This window comes from Hydrogenophaga sp. GW101-3F08 (assembly GCF_059424585.1).
In genome coordinates this window covers 221,019-235,057 of the sequence record NZ_JBWKZP010000001.1, presented here as the reverse complement: position 1 = coordinate 235,057, position 14,039 = coordinate 221,019, and the positions used below count along the sequence as shown (strand labels likewise).

Annotated in this window: 17 protein-coding genes; 14 read left to right on the top strand and 3 right to left on the bottom strand. The window is 65.8% G+C overall.

Features of this window, described 5'->3' with window-relative positions; all coding sequences use genetic code 11:
- Nucleotides 1–5 precede the first annotated feature (5 nt).
- The 14 genes from AC07YZ_RS01235 to AC07YZ_RS01170 all read left to right on the top strand — a co-directional run bounded on the left by AC07YZ_RS01235 (nucleotide 6) and on the right by AC07YZ_RS01170 (nucleotide 10,478).
- Complete coding sequence (locus AC07YZ_RS01235; RefSeq protein ID WP_494793414.1) at nucleotides 6–1,973, top strand: ParB/RepB/Spo0J family partition protein; 1,968 nt, start codon at nucleotides 6–8, stop codon at nucleotides 1,971–1,973.
- Nucleotides 1,970–2,539, top strand: a complete 570-nt coding sequence (locus AC07YZ_RS01230) for a hypothetical protein (protein WP_494793413.1) — start codon at nucleotides 1,970–1,972, stop codon at nucleotides 2,537–2,539. The genes AC07YZ_RS01235 and AC07YZ_RS01230 overlap by 4 nt, the downstream gene beginning before the upstream one ends.
- Nucleotides 2,536–2,970 carry an ASCH domain-containing protein gene (locus AC07YZ_RS01225; RefSeq protein WP_494793412.1) on the top strand — a complete coding sequence of 145 codons (435 nt, stop codon included), beginning with the start codon at nucleotides 2,536–2,538 and terminating at the stop codon, nucleotides 2,968–2,970. Before AC07YZ_RS01230 ends, AC07YZ_RS01225 begins: the two co-directional genes overlap by 4 nt.
- A 38-nt stretch (nucleotides 2,971–3,008) precedes the next feature.
- On the top strand, nucleotides 3,009–3,497 hold the full coding sequence (locus AC07YZ_RS01220; RefSeq protein WP_494793411.1) for an Lcl C-terminal domain-containing protein: 489 nt from the start codon (nucleotides 3,009–3,011) through the stop codon (nucleotides 3,495–3,497).
- A 36-nt stretch (nucleotides 3,498–3,533) separates the two neighbouring features.
- Entirely contained in the window at nucleotides 3,534–4,139 is a 606-nt protein-coding gene (locus tag AC07YZ_RS01215) for a hypothetical protein (protein WP_494793410.1), read from the top strand.
- A gap of 29 nt (nucleotides 4,140–4,168) precedes the next feature.
- Nucleotides 4,169–4,534, top strand: coding sequence for a four helix bundle protein (locus tag AC07YZ_RS01210; protein WP_494793409.1), 366 nt, complete (start codon nucleotides 4,169–4,171; stop codon nucleotides 4,532–4,534).
- 260 nt (nucleotides 4,535–4,794) lie between these two features.
- The gene (locus tag AC07YZ_RS01205; RefSeq protein WP_494793408.1) at nucleotides 4,795–5,919 is read left to right on the top strand and encodes an RNA-directed DNA polymerase; all 1,125 of its coding nucleotides are present in this window, start codon (nucleotides 4,795–4,797) and stop codon (nucleotides 5,917–5,919) included.
- Nucleotides 5,912–6,850, top strand: a complete 939-nt coding sequence (locus AC07YZ_RS01200; protein WP_494793407.1) for a phage Gp37/Gp68 family protein — start codon at nucleotides 5,912–5,914, stop codon at nucleotides 6,848–6,850. The genes AC07YZ_RS01205 and AC07YZ_RS01200 overlap by 8 nt, the downstream gene beginning before the upstream one ends.
- A complete protein-coding gene (locus AC07YZ_RS01195) occupies nucleotides 6,847–7,359 on the top strand; it encodes a hypothetical protein (protein ID WP_494793406.1) in 513 nt (170 codons plus the stop codon). Before AC07YZ_RS01200 ends, AC07YZ_RS01195 begins: the two co-directional genes overlap by 4 nt.
- Nucleotides 7,356–7,631 (top strand): hypothetical protein, encoded by a 276-nt coding sequence (locus AC07YZ_RS01190; protein WP_494793405.1) that lies wholly within the window; start codon nucleotides 7,356–7,358, stop codon nucleotides 7,629–7,631. Before AC07YZ_RS01195 ends, AC07YZ_RS01190 begins: the two co-directional genes overlap by 4 nt.
- Nucleotides 7,628–8,482 (top strand): DNA adenine methylase, encoded by an 855-nt coding sequence (locus AC07YZ_RS01185; protein WP_494793404.1) that lies wholly within the window; start codon nucleotides 7,628–7,630, stop codon nucleotides 8,480–8,482. Before AC07YZ_RS01190 ends, AC07YZ_RS01185 begins: the two co-directional genes overlap by 4 nt.
- The gene (locus AC07YZ_RS01180) at nucleotides 8,479–8,751 is read left to right on the top strand and encodes a DUF4224 domain-containing protein (protein WP_494793403.1); all 273 of its coding nucleotides are present in this window, start codon (nucleotides 8,479–8,481) and stop codon (nucleotides 8,749–8,751) included. The genes AC07YZ_RS01185 and AC07YZ_RS01180 overlap by 4 nt, the downstream gene beginning before the upstream one ends.
- Nucleotides 8,752–8,765: 14 nt before the next feature.
- Nucleotides 8,766–9,323 (top strand): hypothetical protein, encoded by a 558-nt coding sequence (locus tag AC07YZ_RS01175; protein ID WP_494793402.1) that lies wholly within the window; start codon nucleotides 8,766–8,768, stop codon nucleotides 9,321–9,323.
- 15 nt (nucleotides 9,324–9,338) lie between these two features.
- Complete coding sequence (locus AC07YZ_RS01170; RefSeq protein ID WP_494793401.1) at nucleotides 9,339–10,478, top strand: tyrosine-type recombinase/integrase; 1,140 nt, start codon at nucleotides 9,339–9,341, stop codon at nucleotides 10,476–10,478.
- 146 nt (nucleotides 10,479–10,624) lie between these two features.
- Here the strand turns inward: AC07YZ_RS01170 and AC07YZ_RS01165 are convergent, their stop codons facing one another.
- The 3 genes from AC07YZ_RS01165 to AC07YZ_RS01155 form a co-directional block, all read right to left on the bottom strand.
- Nucleotides 10,625–12,202: a recombinase family protein gene (locus AC07YZ_RS01165; protein WP_494793400.1), complete on the bottom strand. Its 1,578-nt coding sequence runs from the start codon at nucleotides 12,200–12,202 to the stop codon at nucleotides 10,625–10,627.
- On the bottom strand, nucleotides 12,199–12,690 hold the full coding sequence (locus AC07YZ_RS01160; protein ID WP_494793399.1) for a hypothetical protein: 492 nt from the start codon (nucleotides 12,688–12,690) through the stop codon (nucleotides 12,199–12,201). Before AC07YZ_RS01160 ends, AC07YZ_RS01165 begins: the two co-directional genes overlap by 4 nt.
- 246 nt (nucleotides 12,691–12,936) lie before the next feature.
- Nucleotides 12,937–13,968: a tyrosine-type recombinase/integrase gene (locus AC07YZ_RS01155; RefSeq protein WP_494793398.1), complete on the bottom strand. Its 1,032-nt coding sequence runs from the start codon at nucleotides 13,966–13,968 to the stop codon at nucleotides 12,937–12,939.
- Between the last annotated feature and the right edge of the window lie 71 nt (nucleotides 13,969–14,039).

The window sequence follows — 14,039 nt, the reverse complement described above, 5'->3', positions numbered from 1 at the left end:
ACACCATGACCCTCGAAACCTCCACCCCCATCGACGCCGCCGAAGACGGCTTCACCCCCAACGACCCTGCCGTCGGCTCCGCCGTGCAGATCCGGCACGACCTGGCCAACGACGACGGAGACGCCATCCACAAGCACGCCGGCCTCTACGGCACGATCTCCGGCCGCGACCCGTTCGGCGGCTACCTCGTGAAGATCGGCGGCAAGGCCTTCCAGTTCAACCGTCACAACTTCACCGTCGTGGCGGCCCCGGGCGCGACGCCGGATGGCAGCGCTGTGCACCACAGCACCCGCATGAACACCACGGACGACGCCGACCACCCCCCCGTCCGCCTGGTCAACGAGCCGCCCCTGGCCGCCATCAACAGCCCCACCAACCCGCGCCGCCGCCGCGGCCTCGACATCGACAGCCTGCGCGCCCTGGCCGACAGCATCACCGAATACGGGCTGGGTAACCCGATCCTGGTGCGGCCGCTGCCCGCCAGCCGCGTGGACGAGACCAGCGACATGGACCCGCGCCCCGCCTACGAGGTGATCGCCGGCGAGCGCCGCTGGCGCGCGGCACAGCTGGCCGAGCTGGACGCCATGCCCATGGTGGTGCGCCACATGGATGACCATGCCGTGCTCGAAATGCAGCTGGTGGAGAACATCGAGCGCGAAGACCTCGACCCCATGGAAGAAGCCGAAGGCTTCGCCCTGCTGCGCGACAAGCTGGGCTACACGGTCGATCAGATCGCCGCGCGCATGGGCAAGGGCCGGGGCGAAAGCTACGTGCGCAAGCGCATGAAGCTGCTGGACCTGACGCCCGACAGCCGCGAGGCGATGTACGAGGGCACGCTGATGCTCAGCACCGGGTTGCTGGTGGCGAAATACCCGGCCGACACGCAGGCCCGGGCCGTGAAGATCATCAAGGGCATGGAGGGCCGAGGGGCCGACGGCAAGCCCGTGCCGGCGCCGTTCCGCACCGTGGCGCTGGAGCTGTTCCGAAAGCTCAACACGCTGCTCAAAACCGCCGCGTTCGACACGCAAGCCCCCGAGCTGGTGCCGGCCACCGGCCCCTGCAGCGCCTGCCCCAAGCGCACCCGCGCCGACCAGGACCTGTTCACCGAGGCCACCGATGCGGGCGACGACAGCTGCCTGGACAGCGCCTGCTGGGAATCCAAGAAGACCGCCCACGTGCAGCGCATCCGCGCCGATGCCCAGGCGCGTGGCCTGCCGGTGATGGACGAGGCCGACGCGGCCAAGGCTGTGCCAAGCCCCTACGGCAACCACATCCAGGGCTACACCCGCCTCAGCGACACCGCGTACACCGAAACCGGCAACGACGGCGAGGAGCGCGCGGTCACCTACGCAGACGCACTGCGCGCCCAGGGCCGCAAGGCGCCCAAGCCCATCGTGCTGATCAACCCGCACACGAGCAAGGCCGAAGAGGTGATCCCGGACGATTTGGCCGACAAGCTCATGCCGGAGGTCGAGAAGGAGAAGGCGCCAGTTGGAGCCCGACCGCCCGTCGTTGAAGACCAGCGCACCCCCGAAGAGCGGGCCATGCGCCAGAGCGACGTGCGCCGCGCTGTGATCATCCGCGCGTTCGACGCGATCCGCACTGGCCAGCGCACAGAAGACGAGCTGCGCCGCGTGGCGTTCATCGTCACCGCCGGGGCCGACGCCACGTTTGAATACCTCGGCTGGCAAGACCTGAGCGATGCCGACGACTTCGATGGCGCCCTGCGCGAGCGCCTGAATGGGCAAGACGCCGACCAACTCGGCCGGATCATCGCCATGGCTGCGCTGGAGTGCGAGCTCAGCATGGGCAGCACCTCGGTCGAAGAAGAAGTGCAGCTCGTGCAGGGCTACGGGGTCGACATCCAGGCCGTGGCCGCCAAGGTGGCCGAAGACCTGGAGCGCCAGCAAGCACAGGCCCCAGCCGACAGAGAAGGGGATGGCGAAGCCGGCGACGAGGGAGACGAGGAATGACCGACTCCCTTGAAACGAGCGAAGACATGGCGCGGCCCTATGTGCCACCAACCCCGGCGGGGCCGACGCCGAGCAACCCCATCGCAGAGGCCGTCAGGCTGCTGCGCGAAACCGCCCAGGAGTATGCGGCCGGCGTCTCAATTGGCGACGCCCCGGATTGGGAACACGAGCCCGACACCAAGGCGGCGCACGATGAGCTGCTGCGGGTTGCTGGCGCACTGGAGTCGATGGCTGCACCATCCCGCGCCGCGATTGACACGCTGGCCGAGCGGCGTCGGCAGATCAGCGTTGAAGGCTGGACCGATGCCCATGACGACGAACACACGGACCAATCCATCGCGCTCGCGGCCGCCTGGTACGCCACACCGCCATTCACGCGCGATGCGCTCGACGTCAACGACATGTCACTCTGGCCCACCCTCTTGAGTCACAAGCACTGGAAGCCCACCCCGGAAGACCGGCGGCGCGAGCTGGTCAAAGCCGGCGCCCTGATCCTGGCCGAAATCGAGCGCCTCGACCGCGCTGCAGGGGCGCTCCACCACACAGACAAGGAGCCGCAGCCATGACGGCCGCCCTCTCCATACGCCAACCCTGGGCGTGGCTCATTGTCCACGGCTACAAGGACATCGAAAACCGCGACTGGCCAACCCAGTTTCGGGGGCGGATGCTGGTCCACGCAGGCAAGGCCATGACGAGGCCGTACTACAGCCGAGTGCGAAATGAACTCGTGTTGGCTGGCCTGTGCCCGGACGATCTGCCCAGCTTCGAAGAGATGCGCACGCTGTGCGGCGGCATCGTCGGGTCCACGACGGTGATCGACTGCAAAAAAGACCACCCGTCCCCCTGGAAGCAAGATGAATCCCACGGCTTTGTGCTGCGCGACTCACACCCTCTCCCGTTCCACCCGTGGCCCGGCAAGCTGGGGTTCTTCAACGTCCCCGACGAACTCGCCGAACAGCTGATCGCCAAGGCCCAGGGAAGCCACGCCGCGGCATGAATTCACCCACCCCCACCAACCCAACCCAAAGGAATCCCATGACCTCGATCAACCCCGTCATCCCACCCGCCCCACTCACCACCTGGCAAGGCCAGGGCGGCACCTACATCGGCATCAAGGCCACGCCCGACGGCAAGGCCTTCTACGTGGTCGCCGCGATCGGAGCGCACGAACTCGAAGGCCAAAAGTGGGGCGAACGCGGCAAACGCATCGGCGGCACCGACAGCTACCACGACAGCCGCGCCAACACCGAAGCCATGGCCGCCGCCGGCTGCGAGGTAGCCCAGAAGGTTCTGGCGCTCGACATCGACGGGCACAGCGACTGGGCCCTTCCCAGCCAGGCCGACGGCCACCTGCTCGCCGCCAACGCCAAGCACCTCATGCAGCAAGACGAGTGCTACTGGCTCAGTACGCAGTGCTCGGCCACCTACGCCTGGTACCAGTTCTTCAGCAACGGCGGCCAGGGCATCACCAGCAAGGACTGTGAGTTCCGTGCCGTTCCCGTCCGCAGCATTCAGATCGTCTGACCTTCAATCCTTCGTTCCTTTTTTCTGATCACCACCATGTCCCCTATCACCATCCCCCTTGAGTTTGAATTGACCCCGCGCTCGCGCGCTGTGATGGACGCACTCAGCCGCGCGCTCGACCCGAAGTTTGTCGCCCCCGACGAGACGGCCGCCGAGGCAACGCGCGACCCCATCGCTCACTCTCTGGCCGCGCCCGTGGCGCCGGGCACCTTCTGGCCCGAGCAAGACGCCTGGTATGCCGGGCTGGAAATGACCCCCGGCGGGCGCTATTGGCACGTGCTCGTGCCCAAGGCACACATCAACACGCTCGCCGGCGTGAAGTGGGGCGGCTACGGCACCCAGATCGATGGCGCGGCCGACGTCTACGACGGACTGACCAACACCCAGGACATGAGAACCGCAGGCCTGGAGATCGCCCAGTGCGTGCAGGCCCTGGGCGACGGGCTGCACCTGCCATCGCGCGCCGAGGCGCTGCTGATGTTCGCCACGCTCAAGAGTCAGATCGGCAGCGGCATTTTGTGGACCAGCACGCAGTGCTCGGCCAGCGGCGCCTGGTGCCAGGACTTCGACGACGGCGGCCAGAGCATCCTCGACAAGGACTGTGAGTTCCGTGCCGTTCCCGTCCGCAGATTGTTCCTTTGATCCTTTGAACCTCTGAGCGAAACAGCATCATGGTCATGCACACCCAGCTGCCGATCCACAAAACCGGCAGCGACCTTTTGGGGATCGCCACGTTGATCCTGGTCAAGATGAACCGGGACTACAAGCGAGCCGTGGGCGAGAAGATCGTCGCCAACTGCTCCGACATGCTCAACCTCATGGCGCTGGCCAACGCCACGCGGGGCCGGCAGCGGGCGGACCACCTGCGGGGCATCCTGGCGCACCAGCGCGCGGCCACCATGTGGCTGCGCGTCGCGCTGGACCTCAAGGCCGTGGCGCCGACCCACTGGGGCAAGGCCATCCAGATGCTGGAGAGCGTCAGCAAGCAAGCCACCGGCTGGCTTGCCAAGACCACCGAACCGGCGCCTGCAGCATGACGAGCAAGCTCCTCACGCCCGTGCGCCTTGATCTGAATCTGGTCGCGCCCCTGGCCCACAAGGCCACGGACATGCACGCCACGGACACCGCAGCGCCCGCGCTGGCCAGGTCTGGTGCAGTTGCCCCGCTGATCGGCCAGAGCGGCCATCTCCGGGGCGACGTGGATCGCGCGAACCGACGCAGTACTCGGCCAACAACGCCTGGTACCAGAACTTCAACAACGGCAACCAGAACATCAACAACAAGGACTGTGAGTTCCGTGCCGTTCCCGTCCGCAGATTCAGCACCCTACGCCTTCGCCGACCTTGTGCAGGCCTACCTCGACTGCCGCCGCCACAAGCGAAACACCGCCAGCGCGCAACGGTTCGAGGCCCACCTGGAGCGCAACCTGGTCGACCTGCACGACGAGCTGTGCAGCGGCCACTACCGCCCCGGCCGATCCATCTGCTTTGTCGTCACGCGGCCCAAGGTGCGCGAGGTGTGGGCCGCCGACTTCCGCGACCGCATCGTCCACCACCTGCTGCACAACCACATCGCGCCGCGCTTCATTGCCAGGTTCGACGCCGGTAGCAGCGCCTGCATTCCAGGGCGCGGCACCCTCTACGCGGCCCAGCGGGTGGAGGCCGGTGTGCGCTCCGTCTCGCACAACTGGTCGCGGCCAGCGTGGTACCTCAAGATGGACCTGGCCAACTTCTTCGTCGCGATCAACAAGCACGTGTTGTTGCGCCAGATCGCGCGCCACGTGCCCGAGCCCGAGTGGTTCACCCTGGCTGAAACCATCCTCATGCACGACCCGCGCACCGACGTGGACGTGCGCGGCAGCGCCCGGCTGCTGTCCAGCGTTCCGCCGCACAAAAGCCTGTTCAACGCCAAGACCGACACGGGCCTGCCCATCGGCAACTTGAGCAGCCAGTTCTTTGCCAATGTGCACCTCAACGACCTTGACCAGTTCGTGAAGCACCAGGTGCGCGCGCGGCACTACACCCGCTACGTGGACGACTTCGTGCTGATCCACGAAAGCCCACAGTGGCTCAACGCCGCCCGCCAGCGCATCGAGGCCTGGCTACCTGAGCGCCTGGGCGCTCACGTCAACCCGCGCAAGACCATCCTGCAGCCCGTGGAGCGCGGCGTGGACATGGTGGGCCACGTCATCAAGCCATGGCGGCGTGTCACCCGTCGTCGCACCCTGCACCAGGCCCTGCAGCGGATCGACGCCACCCCGGCCGAGCTGCTGCACCAGTCTGGCAACAGCTACCTCGGACTGGTGCGCCAGGCCACCCACAGCCACCACGACCAGGCGCTGATTGCCCGCCTGCTGCTCGACCGCGGGCACGCCGTGAGTGGCGATCTCACCAAGATTTACAGGAAATCCAACCATGGCTGAAAACACCAAAATCGAGTGGGCGGACCACACCTTCAACCCGTGGACCGGTTGCACCAAAGTCTCCCCCGGTGGGTGCGCCAACTGCTACGCCGAAAGCTGGTCAAAACGCGCCGGCCAAAAGGTCGGCAAATGGGGCCCAGGCGCCCCGCGCGTGCGCACCAGCGAGGCGAACTGGAGACAGCCGCTCAAGTGGAACGCGCAGGCCGAGCGCGAGGGCGTTCGTTACCGCGTTTTCTGCGCCAGCCTGGCCGACGTGTTCGACAACGAAGTGCCGACCGAGTGGCGCGGCGATCTGTGGACGCTGATCAACGCCACTCCACGCCTCGACTGGCTGCTGCTCACGAAGCGCATCGGCAACGTCAAGACCATGATGTACGACCCCGAAGATCCGCAGCCCAACGTCTGGATCGGCGCCACCATCGTGAACCAGGAAGAAGCCGACCGCGACATCCCGAAGCTGCTGGCCGTGCCGGCGGCGAAGCGATTTCTTAGCATGGAGCCGCTGCTGGGTCCGGTGGACCTCAGCCATGCATGCGCCGGATTCATGCAAGACTTCCGGCCGATGGGCAGCGTATACCTTGACTGGGTGATCGTCGGCGGCGAGAGCGGCCCCAACGCCCGCCCCATGCATCCCGACTGGGCACGTAGCCTGCGCGACCAGTGCGCCGCGGCCGGCGTGCCGTTCCTGTTCAAGCAGTGGGGGAAGTGGGCGGAGCTCGAACCGACGTTTACACGGACCATCAGCGCCGACTCGGCCGAAGTAAGGCGTCTTTCTTCCGAGTGCGACGGCTTCATCAGCTTGAGAGGTGAATTTGTGCCCGATATGGGCCTCGCTTCAAGAGACGAACCTTATCGCGGCATCGTGCGCTCCGGCAAGAAATCCGCCGGCCGCCAACTCGACGGCCGAACCTGGGACGAGGTGCCATCATGACCCGCCCCCGCTTCTACAAACGCATCGAGCCCAGGCATGTGCACGGCCCTGTGGCGCTCAACACCATGGGCATGGCCATCAGCCGCGCCACCCTGCTCACCTCGGCCGAGCAGGCCAACCTGCTCAAGCCGCCCACGGAAGGCTTCGAGCGCATGCGCAAAGGCCTGGCCACCGAGGCCGACTGGTTGCACCTGGTCACCATTTGCAGCATCGGTCTGAGCATCGAAGAGCTGGGCGTGGTGCGCGGCCTGCGCGATCTGTTGACCGAGGCCGACCAAGCGCTCGCCACCATCGCCCAGCGCGCCATGGCCAGCGGGCAATGGCGACCGCCCACGCTCTACGCCAGCGAGATACAGCAGATCGCCAGCCTGCTGCGTATGCACGCCTTCCAGCTCGCACACGTGAGCTGGGGCGAGCGCCGCAAAGCCCACCGCCACGCAGCCAGCAGCGTCGTCGCCCGCGGCGGCGTGGCGATCAAGGCGCTCGGCGTGGAGGTGGCGACGCCATGACCACCACCCTGTTTCTGGAGCTGATGGCCGCAGCCTGTGGCATGGCCGGCGCCGTGGTGCTCGCGCTCAACGGCCCGCGCGCGGGCTGGGGTTTCGTGCTCTATCTGGCCAGCAACGCCGCCTGGATCGCTTCATCGTGGACGCAAGGCCAGTGGCCCCTGTTCGCGCAGCAGCTCGTGTTCGCCGCCGTGAGCGTGCTAGGCATCTGGGTATGGCTGGTCAAGCCGAGGCTGGCGGCGGTCGACGATCTATTCGAGGAGCCGATGCTGTGAGCGCGATCACCCGCCCAGCCCTGCGGTACCACGGCGCCAAGTTCAGGCTGGCGCCGTGGGTGCTGCAGTTCTTTCCGCCGCACGAGATCTACACCGAGGCCTTTGGCGGCGCGGCCGGCGTCTTGCTGCAAAAGCCACGCACACACGCCGAGGTCTACAACGACCTGGACGGCGACATCGTCAACTTCTTCCGAGTGCTGCGAGACCCGCTCACCCGGGCGACGCTGGTGCGGGCCTGCGCGCTCACGCCCTACGCTCGCGATGAGTTTGACCTGGCATGGGAGCCCACCGGCGACGCGATCGAGCGGGCCCGGCGCACGGCCATCCGGGCACAGATGGGCTTCGGCAGCGCCGGCGCCACCAAGGGCTCCACTGGCATGCGGACCGACACCAAACGCCGCTACACCACCGCGCAAATGGACTGGGCTACGTATCCAGATGCAATTGCGGCCGCTGGCGCAAGGTTCACCGGCATCCTGATCGAAAACCGGCCCGCGATCGAGGTCCTGCAACAGCACGACACGCCGAACACGCTGCACTTTGTTGACCCACCATACATGCACGCCACCCGCGTGCTCCGAGCCCAAGGCGGCTATCGGCACGAAATGGACGATGGGATGCACGAGGACCTGCTGGCCGCCCTGCAAACCCTGCAGGGCTTCGTGGTGCTGTCCGGCTACGACTCCGACACCTATAACGACCTGCTTCCGGGCTGGGAGCGCCACAGCACTGCCGCCCGCATCTCTGCCGGCAGGGGCACCGGGCTGCGCACCGAAGTCGTCTGGCTCAACCCTGCCTGCAGCCGGGCGCTGTCTGCCCGCCACGGTCTGTTTTCGGAGATGGCCGCATGAACACCCGCCCCGACCTCACCGACGCCGAAGTGGACGAACTGTGCAGCGGCCTACGCCAGAACGCCGCCAAAGCGCGGTACCTGGAAGGCATGGGCCTGCACGTCGGACGCCGGCCCAACGGCCGTCCGCTGGTGATGCGCTCCCATGCAGAACAGGTGCTGGCAGGCCAGCGCCCCGCGGCCAACGAGGCCCCCCAATCCCAGCAGCAAACTCCAGCCACCGGTAACCGCGCCGGCCTGGTGCTGCTTTTTGGCCGCAAGGCCGCTTGAATAGAAAGACCACCATGGCAATGAGCAAATGGGTCCCGGAAAGCAACCCGATGATCCTGCGTCGGGTAGGGAAAACCGGCGAGGAATGCGCTGAGCTAGCCAAGGTGTGCAGCCGAATCACCATACAGGGCCTGGAAGGCGTGGACCCCGAATCCGGCAAGGCCAACACCCAGGCGCTGACCGAGGAGATTGCCGACGTGATGGCGCAATGCAATGTCTCCATCGAAGCCCTTGGCCTGAATCGCAATGCGATCCTCGAACGCGCTGCTCGCAAGGAGGCGCAGATGCAAGAGTGGGAGGCCATGTTTGAACCTCAAGGCCCAGCTGCCGCGTGGAAGCCGAGGCCCGGTGACCTGGTGAGATACGGAGACGGGAGTACCGCACTTGCGCTGCACGGAGAACCCCACGCCGGTGGGCGGCATGGCGCGCAATGCATGGGCGGGCACACCTTCTATTCCAAGGTGTATCCGCCCAGTCACGATGATCGAATAATGTGGGTTGATTGCTCAGTCAAATGGCGCAAGGTCCCACTGGCCCAGGCCCTGGCCGAAGCCGGACTTTCCGTCACCTGACCAGGACCCGCTACCATGCCACCCATGGGCCGCCGCCGCAAAGACACCGCTGCAGACCTCGAGCCTCGCGTGTACATGCGCGCGGGCTCGTACTACTACGTCCACCGCTCCAGCGGCAAATGGGAACCGCTGGGCAAAGACAAGCAAGTGGCCAACGAACGCGCCCGCCACTACAACGACCCCGCCGGACTGCACGGCACGCTGGTCTACTGGCTCGACGAATTCCTGCTGCACTGCGAAGCCCGCGTGAAGGCCGGCAGCATGGCCCAGCGAACCCTTGAGGACTACACCCTGGCCGTCAAGGGAATACCGCCCAAGGGCACCAAGCCAGGGCGCCCCGGCGCGCTTCGCGTGTTCTTTGCCCCGCCCATGGCACCCAGCCAGGTCACCCCGGTCATGGTGCAGGAGTTCCTGGACGTGAACGCCGAGCTGGGCCGCCCCGTACCCGCCAACCGCGAAAAAGCCGCCTTGAGCGCCGCCATGGGCTGGATGATCAGCAAGCGCGGGCGCGAGCTGCCCGGCCTGGTGGTCAACCCTTGCTTGCGCGCCAGCGGCATCAAGCGCAACAGCGAGAGCAAGCGCGACATCTACGTGCCACACCAGGACTACCAGGACGTGTACGCCGTGGCCCACACCAGCGTGCGCCTGATGATGGAGCTCACCTACCGGACCCTGCAGCGGCCCGAGAGCGACATCATCCACTGGGACAACAGTGTGTTGGGCATGGTCGACGGCAAGCGCGTCCTGAAGTTCAAACAGAGCAAGACCTACGCCCGGACCGGCAAAACGATGCAGATCGAGGTGCCGTCCGAGTTGGGCGAGCTGATCCGCCAAAGCCTGGGCGAGGTGCCAAGGCTGCGCCAGCCATTGGTGCGCACCCGCGACGGCCACGCCTACACCTACGATGGCCTGAGCGCGATGCTCAAGCGCTCGATCGTCAAGGCGAACAAGGCCCGCCAGGCCAAGGGCCTGGAGCCGGTGCAAAGCTTTGGGTTCCGCGACCTCAAAGGCAAGGGCGCCACGGACATGTGGCTGTCCGGCGAGCCGTTGGAGAAGATCCAGGCGCTGTGTGGCCACGAAGACAAGACCACCACAGAGGTCTACGTGAAACAGCGCTGGCGCGAGACAGTGCAGCCGAATCGGGTGGCGATGTGATCTCTTCCAATATCCAGTAGCTCAGCGGCCAGAAAGGCCGCTTTTTTGTACATGAACCGGCCGCCTATCCGATCAGGATTGTGGAACTTCAGAATAGGAAATGTGAGAGAATTCGCGCCTTCCAAGGCTTCTTATGGTTCGGACTGTTAATCCGCAGGTCCCTGGTTCGAGTCCAGGTCGGGGAGCCAAAACACTCCATTACGAACACCGGCAGGGTGTCCAAGGCCCACAAGGGCTTCGGAGCGGTAAGCCACCGCAACCCTGTCGGCCTGTACCGTGATGCCCTCCAAGAACGCGCCCATGAAGGCGCGTTTTTTTTGCGCGTCACCGGCCGTAACCACCTCGCGCATCACCTCGACGGCCAGTGCCGGGTCAATGCGGGCAGCCTTGGCCCTGGCCGGTTCGTCCTCCAGCAGCTCCAGCCGGGCCTGCACGGCCCGAATCTCGGCGTTCCGCAGCTTCAGGCGATCGCTCAAGTCGGCCAGGTCAGGCGTGTCCTTGCCGTGGGTTTCCAGCAGGTCGTAAAGGTTGCCCCGGCGGGCCTCCAGGTCGCGCAACTCCTTCACCAACTGCGTGCGCTGCGCGGCGCGCTCCTGCGCCCACCGGCTGCCCATGTCGGTCACTTCCTGCACCGCATGCTCCATCACCTCCACGGTCACCAGTTGAGCCAGGATTTCCCCCACCAGCCAGTCGTCGAACAGGTCGGCACGGGCGTTCTTGAACAGGCACCGCGGTGCCCCCTTCTTGTGTGAGCAACACCCGTAATAGCTGTACAGCGCCCCGTTTCGGCTGGTGCCATTGACGATCTGCAGCGGGTTGCCACAGACCCCACAGGACAACAGGCCCGAGAAAACGAATCCACTGCGCGGCGTGCCGCCCTGCGCCACCACGGGCGCCCTGTCGTTCATCATGATCTGCACCTTTTCAAAGTCGGGCCGCGACACCAGCGGCTCGTGGCTCTCAACCTGCACCCACTGATCGCGCGGCTTCTCCTGCCCGGTCTTCTTGTTCTTCCGGTTGAACGTCCGAACACCGGCATACACCTCGTTGCGCAGCACGTAGAGCACGGTGGTCTTCTTCCAGCGCTCACCGCGCCGCAGCAGGCCGGCATCGTTCAGGCTCTTCATGATGGCCTGGCCACCCAGCCCGGCCATCGCCAGCTCGAACGCTCGACGCACCACCAGCCCCTCGTCAGGATGGGGGGCCAACTTGCCCCGCTTTCCATCGGCCACCACCAGGTAGCCGAACGGCACATGCCCGCCGGTAAAAAACCCGTCCTCGGCGCTCTTCTTCATCGACCGCAGCGTGTCGCGCGAGATCTGGCGCGACACCATCTGATCCATCGCCCCCATGAACACCCGGTTGATGAACCCGGCGTCCGTGTCGTCGTCAATGTCAGCATTCAGGCACTCCAGCCGCGTCCCCAGCGCCTTCAGCTGGTCCTGATGCACCCACAGGTCAATCGCATTGCGGGCGAACCGGCTGGTGCTCCAGGTGATGAAAAAATCCACCGGCGCAGCCTCACAGTACGCCACGGCAGCCAGGAAGCCCGTCCGGCCCTTCGTGGACCGACCCGACACCCCGTCATCCCGAAACACCCTCACCACCTGGGCCCCAAGGGTCGCCGCGCGCGCCTCGCACTGCTCGATCTGAGCATCCATCGAAATGCCATCGTCGGCCTGCTTTCGGCTCGACACCCTGGCGTAGATCACGGCGCGTTTCATGCGGCGCCGATCCTACGGCGGTTGGCCAGCCGAGTCACATGATCAAGGCTCAGTTCCTCACCAAGTTCGGACGCCACCCGATCCCGGATCGTTCGGTCATCCAGGAACGGTGCCAAGCCCTCAATGAAGCGGTTCCTCTGGAACCGCAGGTAGCTACGGTACCGGCGCATCTGAACCTCGATCATCGAGTCGTTGTCCGAGCGCAGTTCAACAGCAGCGTCAAGGATTCGCCACATCTGGATGAAGGCGTCGAACCCGATGGAATGGGCTACCTCCAGCCAGACCGCCGGTAGGCCCATGTCGGCCAGCTCGCGCAGCTTCGCATCCTCCCAAACCTGGGGGGTGGTGCATTCATAGAGGTACCCACCCCCCCGGGCGGGGCCGTGAGCCCCTGCCTGCCGAGCCCCCACCCCCTCCTCGTCGTCGTGCCCCACCCAGTCGAGCTGCAGGCCTGCATGCCATTGAGTTCGCTTTGCGTTCTGCGTCATGCCCTGCGCTCCCCATTGACGTGGGTGCATGCACTTCGCCTTTTGACAGTGTGCGAAGTCAGGCCCGTGCGACTTAGCCCGTTCCTGTTACAAGTTGCGGGCTTGCTCGGGACCGGGCTGGAACGCCCATGAATGCTGGGTTCTGCTGGGACTGGCACTGCCCCCCTATAGGCATTGCGTAATGGTGCTGAGCGGTCGGGCATGTGGATCGGTCCTCGGAAATGCTGTGAAAAATCAGGAAGCGGGTCAGCGAGGGACGCGCTTCAGGAACTCGGAAATAGGGGTCCGCATCTTGGCCAGCGGCGCGGCCTTGTCGACCGAAGCCATCTTCTTGCGCATGCTCAAGGTGATGTAGATCTCGGTTGACTTGGGGTCGGCATGGCCCATCAGTTCCTGGGTTGTGGCCAGCGAGATGTCATCCTCGGTCAGCTCGGTGCCGAACAGGTGGCGCATGGCATGCGGGTGCAGTTCCTCGGGCGGGATGCCCACACGCTCGCCATGCCGCTGGATCACGCCCCACACACCGCGCCTGGTCAGCCTGCGGGCCTCCCCGATGTGCTCGTGCTCGGGCAGCACGGGGTGCTTCGTGTTCACGAACAACACCTTGTCCGGCTTGCCACGGCGGTTCGTGGTGTTGCGGTCGATCAGCGCCAGGTCCTCATGGGCCAGGTACACCCGGAGCAGGGCATCGGCCTCCCTGGGCACTGGCACCAGCCGCTCCTTGGAGCCCTTCTCGATCACGCGCACCACCATGCGAGGATCACGGCCGATCAACACCGTCTGCAGGTCCCCATCGTTCAGGGCACACAGCCCGGACACGCGCAGCCCGCAGCCCATCAACAGCGCCATCATGGCCGCGTCGCGGATGCCCACGAACGTGCCCAAGTCAGGTGCCCACATCAGCCGCTCAGCGCTGGCCAGACTCATTGCCCGTGGGATGTTCCGCCCCGTCTTCGGGTGTGCCAGATCCACGGCCGGGTTGCGATCCGCCGGCAGCAGGTCCTTCATCCTGGCCCAGCCGAAGAACACCCGCACCGCTGACACGTAGGGCTTGCGGCTCTGAGCCACCACACCACGCTTGTGCAACCACAGCCCGGTGAACGCCTCCAGCTCGGAACCATCCGCCTCCCGAATCGACCGCGGCTTCATGAACTCCCCCAACCTGGCCAGCGCCAGGCGGTACACCTCGCACGTGCGCAAGCTGCGGCCATTGGCCATGTGGAGCCAGTCGCAGAACGCATCAATCGACTGCTCATCCGTCATGTCACCAAACGCCATCAACCCATCCTCCAGTGGCCACCGCGCGGGGGGACAGGGGCATTTCCACGGAAAAACCCGTGGACCGCAGC